Genomic DNA, 19,495 nt, shown 5'->3' on the forward strand with positions numbered 1-19,495 from the left:
GGACCCGACCAGACTGCCAGGACCTCGGGCTACGGAAAACGAGATCCCGGTCACGGCCGGGGCGGCCCGGGCCCCGGGGACTTCCCGCTCGCCCGGCGGGGCAGGGAAACGGACCGGGCCGGGAGGCGCGGAGGGGAGCGCGCAGTGGGCGACGCCACACCGGACCGGGGCCAGGTCGTGTCCGCGAGTCCCGCCCGGCCCGCGACGCCTGGCACACACTCTCGCGGCGTTGCCGGAATGCCCGAGTAGCACCGCTACGAGGACACTCCGGCGCCCGCGTACACCGCGACGGCCGCCTGCCGGCCCGGCCGGGGACGTCGGCGTCGTCGGGGACCGCCGCGAAGCCGCACATGCTCACAGCAGGCCGAGCGACCTCAGCACGCGGTGCCGGCCCGGAGTCGTCCGGGTCGGCCAGTAGACGTAACACACCCCGCCCGTGCCGCTTCTGACCCGGCCACCGGCGTCGTAGCGCTTGGTCCGCAGCCAGATGTTCTCGAACTCGCGCCGCCGGTAGACCCGGCGTACCGCGTCGTTGTCGGGCGACGCGGGGTCGTTGGCGATGACGTCTCCCCCGGGGGTGAAGCCGATGACCGTCATCAGGTGGCCGGCCGTCCCGTATCCGGCGCCGGTCAGTTCCTCCTCGCGGAAGGACTGGGAGGTGATGACGGGGATGCCGACGCGGACCAGCCGCTCCACGTCGGCGAGCGAGCCGAGCCGGGTGACGGCGGCGTTCAGGTCGCGGTACGTGGCGGCGTAGGCGGCGTTGAACGGCCAGTTGCCGCAGCCCTCGTACTGGTAGTCGTAGGTCTGGCGGGCGGCGTGGCAGACCTGGGGGTCGGGCAGGCCGGGCTTGACCCAGGCCAGGTCCTCCGCCGTCGGGCGCCGCCCCCAGTACTCGATGATCATCTGCGAGGAGGTGGGGCTGCACCATGCCTCGCCGCCGTTGTCGTACTCCGGGTACTGCCCGATGTGGATGTTCTGCGAGTAGCGGGGCACGGGCAGTTCGCGGGCGAGCGCGGGGGTGCTCGCGGGCACGGTGAAGCGGTCGGGGACGTCGGAGGCCATCGCGCCGACCCGCCAGACGGTCGGGGTGAGGCGGCTGCCCGGGGTGCGGTAGAGCGTGAGCCGCAGCCGGTAGGAGACCAGGCGGACGCCGCTCGCCGGGTCGTCCACCGAGAAGGTGTCCGTCCACACGGAGCTGTACGGGTCGCCCTGGCCGTCGACGGACGTACGGCGGATGTCGCCGTCGCCCGCCGCCCAGCGGCCCATCACGAACCAGGGCGTCGCGGTGCCGTCCGCGTAGACGCCGCTCAGCTCGACCTGGATCCAGGTGCCGGCCGGGGTGCGGGCGTTCCAGGAGGCGATCACCTCGGTGGCGGGGACGGCGGAGCGGTGCGCGGGGGAGGTCCAGGTGGCGTAGTCCCAGGCGGCCGTCCCGCCGGTGTGCGGGTCGGTGTAGTCGGTGCGGCCGGCCGGGGCGGCGATCACCACGCCGGGCCGGGGCCCCGGGAGCACCCGGGTTCCGTCGCCCGTGCCGCAGCGCCAGTCGGTGTAGGTGTGCCAGAAACGGTTGTCCACGAGGGCCCCCGGGGCGGCGGAGCGGCCGGCGGGCGAGGTCGGGGCGGCGGACGCGGACGGGGCGGAGCCCACCGTGCCGGCGGCCGCCGCGGCGGCGAGCGCGGCGGTCAGAACGGTTCTGCGCGAAGTCGGACTGGTCATGGTCGTGACCCCCGGTCGGATGCGGAATGGTCTGCGGGTGCCGTGCGGTGGGCCAACTATCCCGGTTCCGGGCCGGATCGGGCCAGCGGTTCGGCAGCCGCCGCTCCACCAATATGGGTCTGGACCACTGGCGTGACCTGCGGTGGACCCCGGACGCTTTCGTGCCGGAACGTACCCTGGAGCCATGGACGACCTGGCCCGCCACGCCGATGACCTCTCCTGCCTGCCCCCGTCCTGCGGACCGGTGCGGCTCGTCGCGGTCGACGGGCACGCCGGCTCGGGCAAGAGCACCTTCGCCGCCCGCCTCGCGGCGGCGCTGGGCGGTGCGCCGGTCCTCCATCTGGACGACCTCGCCACGCACGAGGAGCTGTTCGGCTGGACGGGGCGGCTGCGGGAGCAGGTGCTCCTGCCCCTGTCGCGCGGCGAGAGCGCCCGCTATGCCCCGTACGACTGGACGGAGCGCCGCTTCGGTCCGGCGCGGACCCTGGAGCCGGCTCCGGTGGTGCTGGTGGAGGGAGTCGGCGCGGGACGCCGTCAGGTGCGCCAGTGGCTGGCGGCGCTGTGCTGGATGGAGTTGGACCGGGACACGTCCTGGGAGCGGGGCCGGCGGCGGGACGGCGCCGGGCTCACCGGCTTCTGGGACGGGTGGATTCGCGCCGAGGAGCGGCATTTCGCCGAGGATCCCTCACGGCCCTACGCCGACACTCTGGTACGCCAGTTGCCTGAGGGATACGCGTGGCTGGCGGGGCCCCGCGCGACAGCGGGACCGAACCGAACCGTCACACACGGTAGCCGCGAGGCCCCGCCATACTGAGCAGTCGGAAATCGCCCCGGAAGTGCCCCAACTCTGCTTGACCGAGGGGCCTTACTGGTCTTACGTTCTCATTGTGCGGCTTTTCGAAGCCCTCCTGGACGCGAAGCCCCCGGTTGTTCCCCCGTGACCGGGGGCTTCGCCCTGCGCCCCCACCGCCGCCCCGGCGACCACGCAGAGCGATTCACTCACCCTGGGTCACCACCGCGGAGGCCGACCGTCGAGCGGCCACCTCCCCGTGCGCGGGTACGATGCACCTCGGTGTGGTCAATTCCCTTCCTCCACGCCGTGATTCAGCACGCTCCGGTGGGCATGCTGTGCGGGCGGGACATCCTGGGGGCACGGTTTGTGGGGGACCTGATGGACATCGGCACACAGGGCGCTGGAGCCCCTGCCGACCTCGCCTGGCTGCGTGGCGTGGACGCCTACACGATGGGCGCCTACCCGCAGGCCGAGGAGGAGTTCAGAGCCGCGGTGCGGTTCGATCCGGGCATGGCGGACGGCTGGCTCGGCCTCCACGCGCTGCGCATCGACACCACCACGGCCCTGTTACGCATGTACCGGCACCGCGACCGCTTCGGCGAGCAGCGCGCTCGCCACCGCCGTACGCTCAACTCCTGGTACTGGCTGGGCTGGTGGGTGCAGCCGGTGCTGGAGAGCCAGCGCGATCTGCTGCTGGCGCACGCCTCGCACTGGCTGGACGGCCGCCATGTCCCGGAGCTGGACCGGGCGTTGGCGGGGCTTCCGCCGGTGGACGCGGACCCACAGGTGCGCTTCCTGCACGCCTGCCGGTCCTATCTGGTCAAGGACTGGGAGCAGTTGGTGCGCTGCACCGAGCAGCTCGTCGACGATCCGATGCTGGGCATCGAGGCGGGCCTGTTCGGCGGGATGGCGCGGGTGCGGCTGGAGATGTTCGGGCAGGCGGAGCCCCTGCTGTCGGCGGCGCTGATGCGCTGCCGCAGCGAACAGCCGCAGCGCAAGGAGCTGCGCTACTGGCTGGCGCGGGCCCACGAGGGCACCGGGCGCAGCGCGGCCGCCCTGCCGCTGTACCGGGCGGTGCACCGGGTCGACCCGGCCTTCATGGACACGTCCGCCCGGCTCGCCGCGCTCGTGGAGGGCGACGGGTACGACGAGTCGGCGGATCTGGCCGCGGTGACACTGACCGGTTTCGGCTCGGGCGGATCGGGGCCGGGTGCGCAGCCGGAGGGCGACGCGCTGCTCGGCACCGATCTGGTGGACGGGCGCGAGTCCTGGCCGGTGAGCGACGCGGGGCTGCTCGGCGAAGCCCCGGCCCCCGGCCCGGGCGAAGCCCCGGTCCCCGGTCCGCCCGCCCCCGTCGAGGGCGCCCGCCGCACCAAGACCCGGAAGCCGCCGCCCTTCCCGGCCGGGCCGAGCGATCCCGCCCTGCTCGCCGACGCGCTGGCGCAGCTGGAGCGCATGGTCGGTCTCGAACCGGTCAAGCGGCAGGTCAAAGCGCTCTCGGCGCAGTTGAACATGGCCCGGCTGCGGGCCGAGCAGGGGCTCCCCGTCCAGCCGCCGAAGCGTCACTTCGTCTTCTCCGGCCCCTCCGGCACCGGCAAGACCACCGTGGCGCGCATCCTGGGCCGGGTCTTCTACGCGCTCGGGCTGCTCGGCGGCGACCATCTGGTCGAGGCCCAACGCTCCGATCTGGTGGGGGAGTTCCTGGGGCAGACGGCGGTGAAGGCCAATGAGCTCATCGACTCGGCCCTGGGCGGGGTGCTGTTCGTCGACGAGGCGTACAGCCTGGCCAACTCCGGTTACAGCAAGGGCGACGCGTACGGCGACGAAGCGCTCCAGGTCCTCCTCAAGCGGGCCGAGGACAACCGGGACCATCTCGTCGTCATCCTCGCGGGTTACCCGGAGGGCATGGACCGGCTGCTCGCCACAAATCCGGGGCTCTCCTCCCGCTTCACCAGCCGGGTCGACTTCCCCAGCTACCGGCCGCTCGAACTCACCGCGATCGGGAGCGTGCTGGCCGCCGAGAACGACGACGTGTGGGACGAGGAGGCGGTGGACGAGCTGCGTTCGATCAGCGGCCATGTGGTGGACCAGGGCTGGATCGACGAGCTGGGCAACGGCCGGTTCCTGCGGACGCTGTACGAGAAGAGCTGCGCCTACCGTGATCTGCGGCTCTCCGGCTATCCGGGCGAGCTGACCCGCGAGGACCTGTCGACCCTGCGGCTGGCGGACCTGATGCAGGCCTACGGCGAGGTGCTGTCGGGGCGCGGCCCGGTGGGCCGGGGCAAGCAGGAGCCGGGCGCGGGCTGACGCCGGGCTCCGTCCAGCACCCGCGGGACGTCCGGTGGCGGTGGGACGGGCGGGATGCCGCCGCCCGCCGGAGTGGACGAGAAGGCCCCCGCCGGCGGGGCTCAGCCGCTGCGCGGGGTGTCGTCGCTGCCGGATCCGTGCGCCTCGGCGAGGGAGCGCAGGGCGCGGGCGTCGCGGATGGCCTGCTGCTTGGCCAGGCCGGGCTGGATGCCGAGGGCGGGCAGGCTCGTGCCGTCGCTGAGGTCGAGGTAGACCCAGGGGTCACCGGAGCGCAGGTTGACGCGGAGGATCTCCTCCCACGCCAGCCTGCGGGTCAGGGTGAGGTTGACGACCGTGACCCCGGCGTCGTCGGCGGTGACCCGGGGCCTGCTGAGCAGGGCCAGGACGCCGAAGAAGAGTGCCGCGACGAAGACGAAGGTGATCCGCTCCCCCGGGTTGAGCCGCTCCAGCATCAGCGCGATGACGGTGATGACGAGGAACATCGCCAGGCCCGTGCTCAGCAGGACCACCCGGGTGAGGGTGGGCCGGAAGGTGACCGGCAGGGTGGGCTGTTCGGGCCTGGGCGCGGACATCGGGGTCTTCTCTCGGAGGGGGCGGGCGGGCCGGGGCCGTCAGAGGCGACAGGCGTGGATGGCCGTGGTGAGGATGGCGCGGGCGCCGAGCTCGTACAGGTCGTCCATGATCCGCTGGGCCTCCTTGGCGGCGACCATGGAGCGGACGGCGACCCAGCCCTCGTGGTGCAGCGGGGAGATGGTCGGCGACTCCAGGCCCGGGGTGAGGGCGACGGCGCGCTCCAGGTGCTCGACGCGGCAGTCGTAGTCCATCATCACGTAGGACCGGGCGACCAGGACGCCCTGGAGGCGGCGGAGGAACTGCTGCACCTTGGGGTCGTCGGCGGGGGCGCCGTTGCGGCGGATGACGACGGCCTCGGAGGTCATGATCGGCTCGCCGATCACTTCGAGTCCGGCGTTGCGCAGGCTGGTGCCCGTCTCCACCACGTCGGCGATGACCTGGGCGACGCCCAGCTCGATGGCGGTCTCGACGGCGCCGTCGAGGTGGACGACGGAGGCCTTGACGCCCGCCTCGGCGAGGTGGGCGGCGACGATGCCCTCGTAGGAGGTGGCGATCGTCATGCCGTCGAAGTCCTGCGGGCCCGCGGCGGTACCGGGCTTGGTGGCGTAGCGGAAGGTGGAGCGGGCGAAGCCGAGCTGGAGGATCTCCTCGGAGTCGGCCCCGGAGTCCAGCAGCAGGTCGCGGCCGGTGATGCCGATGTCGAGCTTGCCGGAGCTGACGTAGATCGCGATGTCGCGGGGGCGGAGGTAGAAGAACTCGACCTCGTTCCCGGGGTCGACCAGGACCAGTTCCTTCGACTCCTTGCGCTGCTGGTAGCCGGCCTCATGGAGCATCGCCATCGCAGGTCCGGAGAGTGAACCCTTGTTGGGAACGGCGATGCGCAGCATGAGGTCGGCTTCCTTCGTGCGGTGGGAGTGTGCGGGCGGTTGCGCGGTGGTGTCGCCCGGGCGGGGGCCCGGGGAAACGGCGTGGAGGTCGGCTCAGAGATGGGCGTAGACGTCGTCGAGCGAGATCCCGCGGGCGACCATCATCACCTGGACGTGGTACAGCAGCTGGGAGATCTCCTCGGCGGCGGCTTCCTTGCCCTCGTACTCGGCGGCCATCCAGACCTCGGCGGCCTCCTCGACGACCTTCTTGCCGATGGCATGCACGCCCTTGCCCACCAGTTCGGCGGTGCGGGAGGTCGCGGGGTCGCCCTCGGCGGCCTTGAGCTGGAGCTCGGCGAAGAGCTCTTCGAAGGTTTTGTCAGCCATGATGGTCCTCAGAATACGGGGTCGCCGGAGCCCGCTCAGCGCCAGGGTTCGCTGACGGTGCGCAGCGTGGCCGCGGTGGCCACGGCGGCGGTGACCGCTTCGTGCCCCTTGTCCTCCTTGGACCCTTCGAGGCCGGCCCGCTCCAGCGCCTGCTCCTCGGTGTCGCAGGTCAGTACGCCGAAGCCGACGGGAACACCGGTGTCGACGGTGACCTGGGTGAGGCCGAGGGTGACGCCCTGGGAGACGTACTCGAAGTGGGGGGTGCCGCCCCGGATGACCACGCCGAGGGCGACGATCGCGTCGTAGCCGCGTCCGGCGAGCACCTTGGCGACGACGGGCAGCTCGAAGCTGCCCGGGACGCGGAGCAGGGTCGGCTCGTCGATGCCCAGCTCGCGCAGGGCGCGCAGGGCGCCGTCGACGAGTCCGTCCATGACCTTCTCGTGCCACTGGGCCGCGATCACGGCCACGCGCAGGTCGCCGCAGTTGCGTACGGACAGTTCGGGTGCACCCTTGCCGCTCATGTCTCTCCTGATGCCGATGCTGGTGACGAGGTGTTCGGTCGTTCGTTACTGGTTGGCGCAGGTCGACGCGGGGGCGCCGTCCAGCCAGGGCAGGTCGTGGCCCATGCGGTCGCGCTTGGTGCGCAGGTAGCGCAGGTTGTGCTCGCCGGCCTGGACGGGCATGGGTTCCCGGCCGGTGACGGCGAGGCCGTGGCGGACGACGGCCGCGGTCTTGTCGGGGTTGTTGGTCATCAGCCGCAGGCTGCGCACGCCGAGGTCCGTGAGGATCCGGGCGCCCGCCGCGTAGTCGCGGGCGTCGGCGGGCAGGCCCAGCTCCAGGTTGGCGTCGAGGGTGTCCACGCCGCGCTCCTGGAGTTCGTACGCGCGCAGCTTGGAGAGCAGGCCGATGCCGCGTCCCTCGTGGCCGCGCAGGTAGACGACGACGCCCCGGCCCTGTTCGGTGATGCGCCGCATGGAGGCGTGCAGCTGCGGGCCGCAGTCGCAGCGCTGGGACTGGAAGATGTCGCCGGTCAGGCACTCGGAGTGGATCCGGACGAGGACGTCCTCGCCGTCGCCGACGTCGCCGTGGACCAGGGCGACGTGCTCGACGCCGTCGACACTGGAGCGGTAGCCGTACGCGGTGAAGTCGCCGAACGCGGTGGGCAGCCGGGTCTCGGCCTCGCGGCGGACGGTCGGCTCGTTGCTGCGGCGGTAGGCGATCAGGTCCTCGATGGAGATGATCGTCAGGCCGTGCTTGCGGGCGAAGGGGATCAGCTCGGGCAGCCGGAGCATGACGCCGTCCTCGCCCGCGATCTCGACGATGGCGCCGGCCGGGCGGAGTCCGGCGAGCCGGGCGAGGTCGACGGCGGCCTCGGTGTGGCCGTTGCGGACGAGGACGCCGCCGGAGCGGGCGCGCAGCGGGAAGATGTGGCCGGGCCGGACGAAATCGCCGGGGCCCGCGACACCGCCCGCGAGCATGCGCAGCGTGGTGGCGCGGTCGGCGGCGGAGATGCCGGTGGTGACGCCGTGCGCGGCCGAGGCGTCGACGGAGACGGTGAACGCGGTCCGCATCGACTCGGTGTTGTGCTCGACCATCTGCGGGAGGTCGAGGCGCTCCAGCTCGTCGCTCTCCATCGGCGCGCAGATGAGCCCCCGGCACTCGCTCATCATGAAGGCGACGATCTCCGGGGTGGCCTTCTCGGCGGCGATGACGAGGTCGCCCTCGTTCTCGCGGTCCTCGTCGTCCACGACGACGACGGGCCGGCCGGCGGCGATGTCGCGGACGGCCTGCTCGACCGGGTCCAGGGAGAGGTTCTCGGGGAGCGGTTCGTGGCCGGGGTGCAACCAGGTGGGCTGGGCAGTCATGCCGTGGCTCCTTCCAGAGCGGGTGTCCGCGTACGCAGCCACCAGTCGCGCATCCCCCACAGGACGAGCGCGCCGTAGATGATGTAGACGAAGCCGGAGAAGGCGAACCCGTTGGCGAAGTTCAGCGGGACGCCGACCAGGTCGACGAGCAGCCAGGCGAACCAGAACTCGACCATGCCGCGGGCCTGGGCGTACATCGCGACGACGGTGCCGACGAAGATGTACGCGTCCGGCCACGGGTCCCAGGAGAGCGACGGGAAGGCGGTGAACAGGCCGCCGACGGCGAGGGTTCCGAGGGCGGCGGCGCCGATCAGCACGCCGCGCTCGCGCCAGGTGGCGAAGCGGACGGCGATGGAGCCGTCCTGGGCCTGCCGCTTGCCGCGGTTCCAGGACCACCAGCCCCACAGGGCGACGACGATGACGACCAGCTGCTTGCCCGCGCTGCCGGAGAGGTGCGCGGAGGCGAAGGCGACGAGCAGGATCACGCCGGAGAGGAGCTGGGCGGGCCAGGTCCAGATCGAGCGCCGCCAGCCGAGGGCCAGGGCGATCAGGCCGACGAGGTTGCCGATCATGTCCGACCACTTGATGTGCTGGCCGAACACGGTGAACGCCTCGGAGTTGAGCCAGTTCGCGAGGTTCATCGCGGGTCCTGTCCGGCCCGGTCGCCGAGCAGCCGCTCGACGTACTTGGCGAGGACGTCCACCTCCAGGTTGACCGGGTCGCCGGGCTGCTTGCGGCCGAGCGTGGTCAGGGCAAGGGTGGTGGGGATGAGGCTGATGGTGAAGTGGTCGGTCTCCGCGTCCACGACGGTCAGACTCACGCCGTCGACGGTGATGGAGCCCTTCTCCACGACGTACCGGGTCAGCTCGGGCGGCAGGGAGACCTTGACGAGCTCCCAGTGCTCGGAGGGGGTGCGCTCCACGATGGTGCCGGTGCCGTCCACGTGGCCCTGGACGAGGTGTCCGCCGAGCCTGCCGCCGAGCGCCATCGGGCGCTCCAGGTTGACCCGGGAGCCGGTGGTGAGCGCGCCGAGGCTGGAGCGCTTCAGCGTCTCGGCCATCACGTCGGCGGTGAACTCGCCGTCGGCGGTGTCCACGACGGTGAGGCAGACGCCGTTCACCGCGATGGAGTCGCCGTGCCGGGCGCCTTCCGTGACGACGGGGCCGCGCAGCCGGAAGCGGGAGGCGTCCGCCAGCTGCTCGACGGCGGTGACCTCACCCAGTTCTTCGACAATTCCGGTGAACACTCAGTTTCCCTTCCGAGCAGGGGCGGGGACGGCGGTGATGCGCAGATCGGGGCCGATCGGCACGGTCTCGGTCACATCGAGGCGCAACGCCTCGGAGATCGTGGAGATTCCGGCGTCGGCGAGGGCGGCGGGGCCCGCGCCGAGGAGCACCGGGGCGAGATAGCCGACGACCTTGTCGACCTTTCCCGCCGCGACGAAGGCACCGGCGAGGGTGGGGCCGCCTTCGAGGAGTACGGAGAGGACGCCGCGCTCGTGCAGGGCGGCGAGGAGGGCGTCGAGGTCCAGGCCGGGGCCGGCCCCGGCGCGGGGCAGGCGCAGGACGGCGGCCTCGGGAAGGTGTCCGGCGGGGGCGTCGTCGGCGACGGCGACCAGGGTGGGCGCGGTGTCGTCCAGGACCCGGGCGCCGGGCTTCACGGCCGTGGCGTTCGTGTCGAGCACGACCCGCAGCGGCTGGGTGACGCCGTCGATGCCGCGTACCGCCAGCTGGGGGTCGTCGGTGCGGGCGGTGCCGGAGCCCACCAGCACGGCGTCGGCCTCGGCGCGCAGCCGGTGGACGTCGGCGCGGGCCTCGGGCGAGGTGATCCAGCGGCTGGTGGCGTCGGCGGCGGCGATCCGGCCGTCGAGGGTGGCGGCGTACTTCCACAGGACGTACGGCCGCCCGAGGCGCACCGAGGTCAGCCAGGCGGCGTTGCCCGCCTCGGCCTCCTCCGCGAGAAGGCCCCGCTCAACCCGGACACCGGCCGCGCGCAGCGTGTCGCCGCCGCCCGCGGCCCCCGGGTTCGGGTCGGCGACCGCGTAGACCACGCGGCTGATCCCGGCGGCCAGGAGGGCCCGGGAGCAGGGGCCGGTGCGGCCGGTGTGGTCGCAGGGTTCGAGGGTGACGTAGGCGGTGGAGCCGCGGGCCCGTCCGCCGGCCGCGCGCAGGGCGTGGACCTCGGCGTGCGGCCCTCCGGCGCGCTGGTGGAAGCCTTCGCCGACCACGGCTCCGGAGGCGTCGGTGATCACACATCCGACGACCGGATTGGGGCTGGTGGAGCCGAGACCGCGCGCCGCGAGCGTGATCGCTCGGCGCATGGCGGTGATGTCGGCTGCGGTGTCCACCGGGTCCTCCTGCCTCTTCGGGCACGGACTCCGGGGCCTGTCGATGACGACAGAGAGACGGCTCACCAGCGGAAACGCCGAAAACCCGAGAACGGGAACGCCAGGAACGCACGGCGTCACGGGAGACTCCCGGCCATGCGTCCGCCGACGGCGGCGTACCGATGACGAACCGCCGCGCACTGCCTCCCATCCGGACTTTCACCGTCGGTCCAGGAATCTCACCTGGTCAACCGGCCGCTGGCTGCGGACGGGTCGCGGACTATAACCGCCGGTTCGGAATTGCACCGACCCCGGAGTGCGCTGCTACTGGTACGGAACCAGTCTGCCACGGACGCCTCACGGCCATGCGGGTGAGCACTGTGGGCTGGGTCACAGGAAACCTGGCGTGTTTCCATCGGCCGGAAGTCGACAACGTAGTCATCGGCGGGCCGCCGGGAAAGTTGACGCTTAAAGGTCCAGACCTATTGACGCACTGGTCTAGTCCTCTTAATCTCTGCGTCACCTCCGAGGTTCGGTCCGGCGGTGTGCGCACACCAGGACCCCGACACGACCCACCCCCTTTTGCCAGTTGTGTTCTGCCGACCTCCCCAGGAGGAACGACCACATGCTGTCCCCCACCCGAGCGAGAGCCACGCTCCTCGCCGCCGGCGCCGCTGTCGCCGGCCTGTTGATGACCTCGCTCGCCGCGACTCCGTCGGCAGCCGCCACCGACCACGAGTCCTGTCGCCCCGACGGTCTGTACAAGACCCCCGGCGTCGACACCCCGTACTGCACCGTCTACGACGCCGACGGCCGCGAGAAGATGGGCGCCGACCACAAGCGCCGCGTCATCGGCTACTTCACCAACTGGCGTACCGGCAAGGACGGCAAGGACGCCTACCTGGTCCCGGACATCCCGTGGGACAAGGTCACCCACCTCAACTACGCCTTCGCGCACGTCGACGGCTCCAACAAGCTCTCGGTCGGCCCCGACAGCGCCGACAACGCCTCGACCGGCATGACCTGGCCGGGTGTCGCGGGCGCGGAGATGGATCCGGCGCTCCCCTACAAGGGGCACTTCAACCTGCTGACGAAGTACAAGAAGCAGCACCCGAACGTGAAGACCCTGGTCTCCGTGGGCGGTTGGGCCGAGACGGGCGGCTACTTCGGCCCCGACGGCAAGCGCGTCGACTCGGGCGGATTCTACTCGATGGCGACCAACGCCGACGGGTCGGTCAACCAGAGCGGCATCAACACCTTCGCGGACTCGGCCGTCGACTTCATCAAGAAGTACGGCTTCAACGGCGTCGACATCGACTACGAGTACGCGACGACCATGAAGGACGCGGGCAACCCGCTGGACCACACGCTGTCCAACGGCCGCCGCGCCGGGCTGGTCAAGGGCTACGACGCCCTGATGAAGACGTTGCGCGAGAAGCTCGACCGCGCGGGCGCCGCCGACGGCAAGCACTACCTGCTGACCGTCGCCGCCCCCTCCTCCGGCTACCTGCTGCGGGGCATGGAGACGTACCAGATGCAGAAGTACCTGGACTACGTGAACATCATGTCCTACGACCTGCACGGCGCCTGGAACGAGTACGTCGGCCCGAACGCCTCGCTGTTCGACGACGGCAAGGACGCCGAACTGGCGCAGGCGAGCGTGTACTCCACCTCGCAGTACGGCGGCACCGGCTACCTCAACACCGACTGGGCCTACCACTACTTCCGCGGCTCGATGCCGGCCGGCCGGATCAACATCGGTCTGCCGTACTACACCCGTGGTTTCAAGAACGTCCAGGGCGGCACCGACGGGCTGTGGGGCAGGGCGGCCACGACCGACTGCCCGGCGGGCGCGGGTCTGACCAAGTGCGGTGACGGCGCGGTCGGGATCGACAACCTCTGGCACGACAAGGACACCAACGGCAAGGAATCTCCTGCCGGTTCCAACCCGATGTGGCACGCGAAGAACCTGGAGAAGGGCATCGTCGGCGACTACGTCACCGACTACGGCTTCCCCGCGAACACCCAGCTGACCGGCACCTACGTCCGCAAGTACGACTCCACGCTGGTCGCCCCGTGGCTGTGGAACGCCCAGAAGAAGGTGTTCCTCTCCACCGAGGACGAGCAGTCGGTGAAGGCCAAGGCCGACTACGTCGTGGACAAGGGCATCGGCGGCACGATGATCTGGGAGCTGGCGGGCGACTACCAGTGGAACGCGGCCAAGGGCCAGTACGAGACCGGCTCGACGCTGACCACCGCGATGTACGACGCGTTCAAGTCGGCGACCCCGTACGGCGCGAAGCGCTCCACGATCGACCTGCCCACCCAGGCCGTGAACATCGACGTCTCCTTCGGGCAGTTCCCGCTGGGCGACTCCAACTACCCGATCAGCCCCAAGCTGAAGATCACCAACCGGACCAAGGCCACGCTGCCCGGCGGTACGGAGTTCCAGTTCGACTACTCCACCTCCGCCCCGGCCAACGCCAAGGACCAGTCCGGCTTCGGCACGACGATCATCCGCAGCGACCACACGGCGGCCAACAACATCGGCGGCCTCAAGGGCGACTACAACCGCGTCTCGCTGAAGCTCCCGGCCTGGCAGACGCTCGCCCCCGGCGCCTCGGTGGAGCTGGACTTCGTCTACTACCTGCCCACCTCCACACCGTCGAACTGGACCGTGACCTTCGGCGGGAAGTCCTACTCCCTCGCCGGTGACCTGGCCCGGGGCACCACCGTGGTCGAGCCCGGCACCGGCACCGACCCCACGCCGACCCCGACGCCGGACCCGACCGGCCCGACGCCGACGCCGACCCCGACGCAGCCGGGCGGCAGCTGCACGGCCCCGGCCTGGAGCGCGACCACCGAGTACGGCGGCGGCTCCACCGTCAGCCACGGCGGCCACCAGTGGAAGGCCTCGTGGTGGACGAAGGGCGAGACGCCCGGATCCACCGGCCAGTGGGGCGCCTGGAAGGACCTCGGCGCCTGCTGACCCCTTCTCCGGTCGTCCGGCGGTGAACGGCTCCACCCCCCGTTCACCGCCGGGCCCCCGGCCCCGTCGTCCCCGGCCCCGGCGTCCATCGCTGGGGCCGGGGGCGTTGCCGGGCCGGTCGCCCGGCGCCGGGCGCTCACCCCCGGCGGGCCGGACCCCGTTCTGGCAGGCCGGCACCATGACGACGATTCTGGGGGGTTCCTCATCGACGCGGCGGAACGGGCCGGGACGCCGCATCTGCTCCACATCTCGATCGTGGGCGTGGACCGGCTGCCGCTGGGCTACCAGAGTTCCTCGACCGCCGCCACCGCCACCCGGCCTGAGCCGGGCCGGGCCGCCGGCGCTCACGCGGAGCTGTGGCCGGTTCAGCCCTCCGGGGCGAACAGCGCGTCCTGCGCGGCGTCCCGGGCGGTGATCAGCGCACCGCGCAGCACGGCGCCGTCGCCCAGCGAACCGGCACGGACCTCGGTCCGCAGGGGTGACATCGCGGCCAGCCGCTTCTCGACCCGGGCGGCGAGCGCGGATCCGCCCGCGTGACCGACGGCCCCCGCGAGCAGGACGCAGCCGGGGTCGAGCACCGAGACGACGGCGGCGGCGCCGAGGGCGAGGCGGTCCGCCAGCTCCTTCAGGAAGGGCTCGCCGGCCTCCCCCGCCTCCAGGGCGGTCCGCACCGCGGCCACGGCCGCCGCCTCCTCCCGGCCGTCGGTCACCGCGCCGGGGTCCACCAGGCCGTGCGCGGCGGCGAGTTCGCACAGGGCGGCGGAGCCGGCCAGGGAGTGGAAGCCGCCGTCGCAGTCGACCGCCGAGGGCAGCCCGCCCACTCCGGGGACGGGGAGGAAACCGATCTCCCCCGCACCGCCGGACGCACCCTGACGGAGCTTGCCGTCCAACATGACGGCGGCTCCGATCCCCTGGCCGAGCCAGAGCAGGACGAAGGTCTCCCGGTCGCGGGCCGCGCCCGCCCGGTGCTCGGCGACGGCGGCGAGGTTGGTCTCGTTCTCGACCAGGACGGTTGCGGGCAGCCGCCGTTGGAGCTCCCGGACCAGGCCCCGGTGCCAGGCGGGCAGGCCGGTGCTGTCGCGCAGTTCGCCGGTGACGGGGTCGATGAGCCCCGGCGCTCCGACCCCGACGCTGTGCAGGGGGACGGACCCGGCCGCCCGGGCGGTGCGCTCCAGCAGGGCGACGGCCCGCTCGACGGCGGGCTCGGTGCCGGTGTCGCCGCCGATGGGCAGGGAGTCCTCGGCGAGCGTCGCCCCCAGCAGATCGGTGACGACCACACCGACGCTTCCGAGGCGCACGTCGAGCGCCGCGAGATGGGCCCGGTCGGCGACGATCCCGTACAGCCGGGCGTTGGGTCCGCGGCGCACGGCCCCGGACTCGCCCACGACCTGGATCAGCCCGGCCCCCTGGAGCCGTTCGACGAGGTCGGCGACGGTGGGGCGGGAGAGTCCGGTCAGCGTCTTGAGCTGGGTGGCCGTCAGGGGGCCGTCCTGCTGGAGCAGCCGCAGGGCGAGCCGGTCGTTGATGGCCCGAGCCGTGCTCGGTGATGCGGGCATAGCGGGATCCTTCCAGATCGCTGCCCCCGCCGTTCCTCCGAGGCCGCGAAGTAACGACTATTTATCAGGCAGGGTTCCTGATAGTTTACGGCCCGCACCGTCGCACGCGAGCGCCGGACCGCCGGCATCCGGGAATTCCCGGGGGAGGGACACGACGGCATGAGAGACGACCCGACCGTCACGGTCTACAGCACGGAACAGGTGAAGCGGGCGCGGATCGCCATCGCCGCGGTCTTCACCGTCCACGGGGCGGTGACCGGCAGTTTCGCGACCCGGGTGCCATGGATCCAGGATCACGCCGGGGTGAGCGCGGGCCAGCTCGGCCTGGCGCTGGCCTTCCCGGCGATCGGCGCGTCGATCGCGATGCCGCTCGCCGGCCGGATCAGCCACCGGTTCGGCGCGCGGACCGCCCTGCGGTGGCTGCTGGTCCTGTGGACGCTGGCGCTGATCCTGCCCGCGCTCGCGCCGAGCCTGGTCACGCTGTGCGCGGCGCTGTTCGTCTACGGGGCGACGGCCGGGATGTCCGACGTGGCGATGAACGCCCTGGGCATCGAGGTGGAGAACCGTCTCGACAAGTCGATCATGTCGGGCCTGCACGGCATGTGGAGCGTGGGAGCGCTGATCGGCTCGGCGGCGGGCACCGTCGCCGCGCACACCGCGACCGATGCCCGTCTGCACCACGCCATCGCGGCCCTGGCGCTCACGGCACTGGGGCTGATCGCCTGCCGGGGCGTCCTCGATCTCCAGAGCCGCCCGGACGAGGAGCCGCCGCCGCGTTTCACGCTGCCGCCGAAGTCGGCCCTGATCATCGGGGCGGTCGGGTTCTGCGCGGTGTTCGCGGAGGGCGCGAGCCTGGACTGGTCGGCCGTCTACCTGCGGGACGTCCTGGACAGCTCGGACGGCCTCGCCGCCGCGTCCACCACCGCGTTCACCCTGACGATGGCGATAGCCCGGATCGCCGGGGACCGGATCGTCGACCGGTTCGGCGCGGTCCGCACGGTGCGCACCGGCGGCCTGATGGCCACCGCGGGCGGGCTGCTGGTCGTGTTCTCGCCCTCCCCCGCGGCCGCGATGTGCGGCTTCGCCCTGCTGGGCCTCGGCGTGGCGGTCGTGGTCCCGCTGGCCTTCGCGGCGGCGGGGCGCAGCGGGCCGAACCCGAGCCAGGCCATCGCGGGCGTCGCCACCATCACGTACACCTCCAGCCTGATCGCCCCCTCCGCGATCGGTTCGCTGGCCGAGGCCACCTCGCTGATGGTGTCGTTCGGCGTGGTGACGGCGCTGGCCTTCGGCCTGGTGCTGGGCGCCGGGGTGCTGCGGTCCGCCGACCGCAAGGTCGCCGGCCCGGCGGCCGGAAGCGGTACGGCGACGAAGAGCGCGACCGGGAGCTGACCGGACGGGAAACGGCGGCGCGCACGAGTGCGGCGGCCCGGGACGCGGTACGGCGGCGCGCGGTCACTGCGGCCCGGCACGCGGTACGGCGGCGCGCGGCGGGAGACCTCCGCGCGGGCACCCTCCGCCGCACCATTACCATGGCGCTGATCTTTTCCGCAGGTGAACACCGAACACCGGGTCGCAGACCGGCCGGCACACCGAGCAGACCTTCAGGGAGCAACCATGAGTCTCGGCGTGCGCTGGAGACTGCACGGCGACGGGAAGAACCTCGCACCGGGCGAGATCGTGAGGCCGGACGAACGGCTCACCTGGGGGCGCACCGCCGGTCTCGGTGCCCAGCACGTGGTCTCGATGATCGGGGCCTGCTTCGTCGCCCCGATCCTGATGGGGCTGGACGCCAACCTCGCCGTCATGGCATCCGGTGCGGCCACCATCCTCTTCCTGCTCATCACCCGTGGCCGCATTCCCAGCTATCTCGGCAGCAGCCTGTCGTTCATCGGCGTGGCCGCGGTCATCCAGACCCAGGGCGGCGACGCGGCGACCCTCACCGGCGCACTGCTGGTCGTCGGCGCGGTCCTCTTCCTGTGCGGGGCGGCCATCCGCGCCCTCGGCGCCCGTGTCATCCACGCCCTCCTGCCGCCGGTGGTCACCGGCGCGGTGGTCATGCTGATCGGCTTCAACCTGGCTCCCGTCACCGCCGGCACCTACTGGCCGCAGGACCAGTGGACCGCGCTGCTCACCATGGTCTTCACGGGCTTCGCCCTCGTCGTGCTGCGAGGCTTCTGGTCCCGTATCGCGATCTTCCTCGGCCTCGCCTTCGGCTACCTGGTCTCCTGGGTCTTCGACCGCGTCTTCGGCAAGATCCACTCCCCCGCCGGAGGCACCGAACCGGTCGACCACTGGCGCCTGGACCTCTCGGGGGTGGCCGAGGCCGACTGGATCGGCCTTCCCACCCTCCACGCCCCGAGCTTCTCGCTCTCCGCGGTGCTCGTCGCCCTGCCCGTCGTCATCGCGCTCATCGCCGAGAACGCCGGACACGTCAAGGCCGTGGGCGAGATGACCGGCGACCCGCTGGACGACAAGCTCGGCACGGCGATCATGGCCGACGGCGCGGCCACCGTGATGGCGACGTCGGTCGGCGGTCCCGCGACGACCACGTACGCCGAGAACATCGGTGTCATGGCCGCCACCCGCGTCTACTCGACCGCCGCCTACTGGTGCGCCGCCGGCTTCGCGATCCTGTTCGGTCTCTGCCCCAAGTTCGGCGCCGTCGTGGCCGCCATCCCCGGCGGCGTCCTCGGCGGGATCACCGTCATCCTCTACGGCATGATCGGCCTGCTCGGCGCCCAGATCTGGGTCCGCTCACGCGTCGACCTGTCCAACCCGCTCCACCTCGTGCCCGTGGCCGCGGGGCTCATCGTGGGCATCGGCAACGTGAGCCTGAAGCTCACCGACAACTTCGAGCTGAGCGGCATCGCGCTGGGCACGCTGATCGTCCTCGTCGGCTACCACGCCCTTCGAGCCCTGGCTCCCGCCCACATGAAGGCCGAACCCCCGCTCACCGATCCGGACAACCCGGGGTACGACCGGGGTCTGCCGGGCGGGTCGTGAGCGCGGACCGCGCGGGCGGGCCGGGACGCCCGAGGTGACTCCCGCGGCCGACTTCCGTCAAACGTGCCGCATTGGCCGGATTCGAGGGTGCGGTCTAGAGATCTCCTGACTCCGCGCGGAGGCGCTGGATCAGTACTGTCGGGAGCCCCGGGAAGCAGCAACGAATCTGGAGTCCGCCGTGCGCATCAGCGTCTGTATCCTGCCCGACCGTCCGTTCCGGGAAGCGGCCGCGAGCTGGCGGCACGCCGAGGAGCTGGGCTTCCACGCCGCCTACAGCTACGACCACATCACCTGGGCCGGACTGCCGGACAGCGCCTGGTACGGGGCGATGCCCACGCTGGCGGCCGCCGCCGGGGTCACCTCGCGGATCAGGATCGGCACGCTGGTGACGTCGCCGAACTACCGCCACCCGGTGCCCCTCGCCCACGACGTCGTCACGCTGGACGCCATCAGCGAGGGCCGCTTCGTCCTCGGCTTCGGCGCCGGCTCGCCGGACGCCGACGCCTTCGTCCTCGGCCAGGGCGAGCGCGGCAAGGGCTGGTCGGTGCACGAACGCGGCGGCCGGTTCCGCGAGTCCGTGGAACTCCTGGACCGGCTGCTGACCGGAACGCCCGACGGCCGCAGGCGGACGACCTTCCTCGGCCGCTACTACGAGGCCATCGACGCCGGACTGGAGCCGGGCTGCGTCCAGCGGCCGAGGGCGCCCTTCGTGCTGGCGGCGAACGGTCCGCTGGGGATGCGCACCGTCGCGCGGTACGGCGCCTCATGGGTCGTCACCGACCAGGGGGACGTGCCCAGGCAGGAGCGGACCGCGTCCTGGACCTGGTCGGTGCTCGCGCGGCGTATGGAGCAGCTGGACGAGGCGTGCGAACGGGAGGGCCGCGACCCGAAGTCCCTGGACCGTACGCTGCTGACCGGGTTCTCCCTGCTGCCGACCATGGAGTCCGCACAGGCGTTCGCGGACGTCTCGGGGCGGTGCGCCGAGCTGGGGTTCACCGAGATCGTGGTCCACTACCCGCGCGAGTCCGGGTTCTTCGCGAGTCCCCGCCACGTCATCGAGGAGATCGCCCCCGCCAACGGCTGAGCGCCCCTGCCGCGTCTCACGGCCCTT

16 protein-coding genes and 1 riboswitch are annotated in these 19,495 nt (G+C 72.1%); of the genes, 6 read left to right on the forward strand and 10 right to left on the reverse strand.

The features are described 5' to 3' along the window. Positions 1-354: 354 nt before the first annotated feature. The gene (locus PSQ21_RS03730; protein ID WP_274028960.1) at positions 355-1,719 is read right to left on the reverse strand and encodes a peptidase C39 family protein; all 1,365 of its coding nucleotides are present in this window, start codon (positions 1,717-1,719) and stop codon (positions 355-357) included. 184 nt (positions 1,720-1,903) lie between these two features. Between PSQ21_RS03730 and PSQ21_RS03735 the strand changes: the two genes are divergently transcribed. Beyond that, positions 1,904-2,533, forward strand: a complete 630-nt coding sequence (locus PSQ21_RS03735) for a uridine kinase family protein (RefSeq protein WP_274028961.1) — start codon at positions 1,904-1,906, stop codon at positions 2,531-2,533. A 357-nt stretch (positions 2,534-2,890) separates the two neighbouring features. Then, a complete protein-coding gene (locus PSQ21_RS03740) occupies positions 2,891-4,819 on the forward strand; it encodes an AAA family ATPase (protein WP_274035635.1) in 1,929 nt (642 codons plus the stop codon). Between the two features lie 101 nt (positions 4,820-4,920). On the opposite strand, the gene PSQ21_RS03745 is transcribed toward PSQ21_RS03740, so the two are convergent. From PSQ21_RS03745 to ribD, 8 genes are all read right to left on the reverse strand, one after another. Then, a complete protein-coding gene (locus tag PSQ21_RS03745) occupies positions 4,921-5,391 on the reverse strand; it encodes a PH domain-containing protein (protein WP_274028962.1) in 471 nt (156 codons plus the stop codon). A 39-nt stretch (positions 5,392-5,430) separates the two neighbouring features. Further along, positions 5,431-6,279, reverse strand: a complete 849-nt coding sequence (hisG, locus tag PSQ21_RS03750; protein ID WP_274028963.1) for an ATP phosphoribosyltransferase — start codon at positions 6,277-6,279, stop codon at positions 5,431-5,433. Positions 6,280-6,372: 93 nt separating this feature from the next. Then, positions 6,373-6,645 (reverse strand): phosphoribosyl-ATP diphosphatase, encoded by a 273-nt coding sequence (locus tag PSQ21_RS03755; protein ID WP_097868061.1) that lies wholly within the window; start codon positions 6,643-6,645, stop codon positions 6,373-6,375. A gap of 35 nt (positions 6,646-6,680) precedes the next feature. After that, the gene (gene ribH / locus PSQ21_RS03760; RefSeq protein ID WP_274028964.1) at positions 6,681-7,166 is read right to left on the reverse strand and encodes a 6,7-dimethyl-8-ribityllumazine synthase; all 486 of its coding nucleotides are present in this window, start codon (positions 7,164-7,166) and stop codon (positions 6,681-6,683) included. A gap of 45 nt (positions 7,167-7,211) precedes the next feature. After that, complete coding sequence (locus tag PSQ21_RS03765; protein ID WP_274028965.1) at positions 7,212-8,510, reverse strand: bifunctional 3,4-dihydroxy-2-butanone-4-phosphate synthase/GTP cyclohydrolase II; 1,299 nt, start codon at positions 8,508-8,510, stop codon at positions 7,212-7,214. Next, positions 8,507-9,151: a nicotinamide mononucleotide transporter family protein gene (locus tag PSQ21_RS03770; protein ID WP_274028966.1), complete on the reverse strand. Its 645-nt coding sequence runs from the start codon at positions 9,149-9,151 to the stop codon at positions 8,507-8,509. Before PSQ21_RS03770 ends, PSQ21_RS03765 begins: the two co-directional genes overlap by 4 nt. Then, positions 9,148-9,756: a riboflavin synthase gene (locus PSQ21_RS03775; protein WP_274028967.1), complete on the reverse strand. Its 609-nt coding sequence runs from the start codon at positions 9,754-9,756 to the stop codon at positions 9,148-9,150. The genes PSQ21_RS03770 and PSQ21_RS03775 overlap by 4 nt, the downstream gene beginning before the upstream one ends. Then, positions 9,757-10,857, reverse strand: a complete 1,101-nt coding sequence (ribD, locus tag PSQ21_RS03780; protein WP_274028968.1) for a bifunctional diaminohydroxyphosphoribosylaminopyrimidine deaminase/5-amino-6-(5-phosphoribosylamino)uracil reductase RibD — start codon at positions 10,855-10,857, stop codon at positions 9,757-9,759. It abuts the gene before it with no gap. Positions 10,858-11,029: 172 nt separating this feature from the next. Next, positions 11,030-11,160: riboswitch (FMN riboswitch) on the reverse strand. Between the two features lie 301 nt (positions 11,161-11,461). Between ribD and PSQ21_RS03785 the strand changes: the two genes are divergently transcribed. Next, positions 11,462-13,825 carry a chitinase C-terminal domain-containing protein gene (locus PSQ21_RS03785; RefSeq protein ID WP_274028969.1) on the forward strand — a complete coding sequence of 788 codons (2,364 nt, stop codon included), beginning with the start codon at positions 11,462-11,464 and terminating at the stop codon, positions 13,823-13,825. Between the two features lie 365 nt (positions 13,826-14,190). On the opposite strand, the gene PSQ21_RS03795 is transcribed toward PSQ21_RS03785, so the two are convergent. Further along, positions 14,191-15,381, reverse strand: a complete 1,191-nt coding sequence (locus PSQ21_RS03795) for an ROK family transcriptional regulator (protein WP_274028970.1) — start codon at positions 15,379-15,381, stop codon at positions 14,191-14,193. 159 nt (positions 15,382-15,540) lie between these two features. Here PSQ21_RS03795 and PSQ21_RS03800 point away from each other — a divergent pair, with 159 nt between their 5' ends. The 3 genes from PSQ21_RS03800 (at position 15,541) to PSQ21_RS03810 (ending at position 19,468) form a co-directional block, all read left to right on the forward strand. Then, positions 15,541-16,770 carry an MFS transporter gene (locus tag PSQ21_RS03800; protein ID WP_274028971.1) on the forward strand — a complete coding sequence of 410 codons (1,230 nt, stop codon included), beginning with the start codon at positions 15,541-15,543 and terminating at the stop codon, positions 16,768-16,770. A gap of 225 nt (positions 16,771-16,995) precedes the next feature. After that, positions 16,996-18,384: a uracil-xanthine permease family protein gene (locus PSQ21_RS03805; protein ID WP_274028972.1), complete on the forward strand. Its 1,389-nt coding sequence runs from the start codon at positions 16,996-16,998 to the stop codon at positions 18,382-18,384. Positions 18,385-18,562: 178 nt separating this feature from the next. Next, positions 18,563-19,468, forward strand: a complete 906-nt coding sequence (locus PSQ21_RS03810; RefSeq protein ID WP_274028973.1) for an LLM class flavin-dependent oxidoreductase — start codon at positions 18,563-18,565, stop codon at positions 19,466-19,468. Positions 19,469-19,495: the final 27 nt, after the last annotated feature.

The organism is Streptomyces sp. MMBL 11-1, assembly GCF_028622875.1.
In the GTDB taxonomy this organism is placed as follows: Bacteria; Actinomycetota; Actinomycetes; order Streptomycetales; family Streptomycetaceae; genus Streptomyces.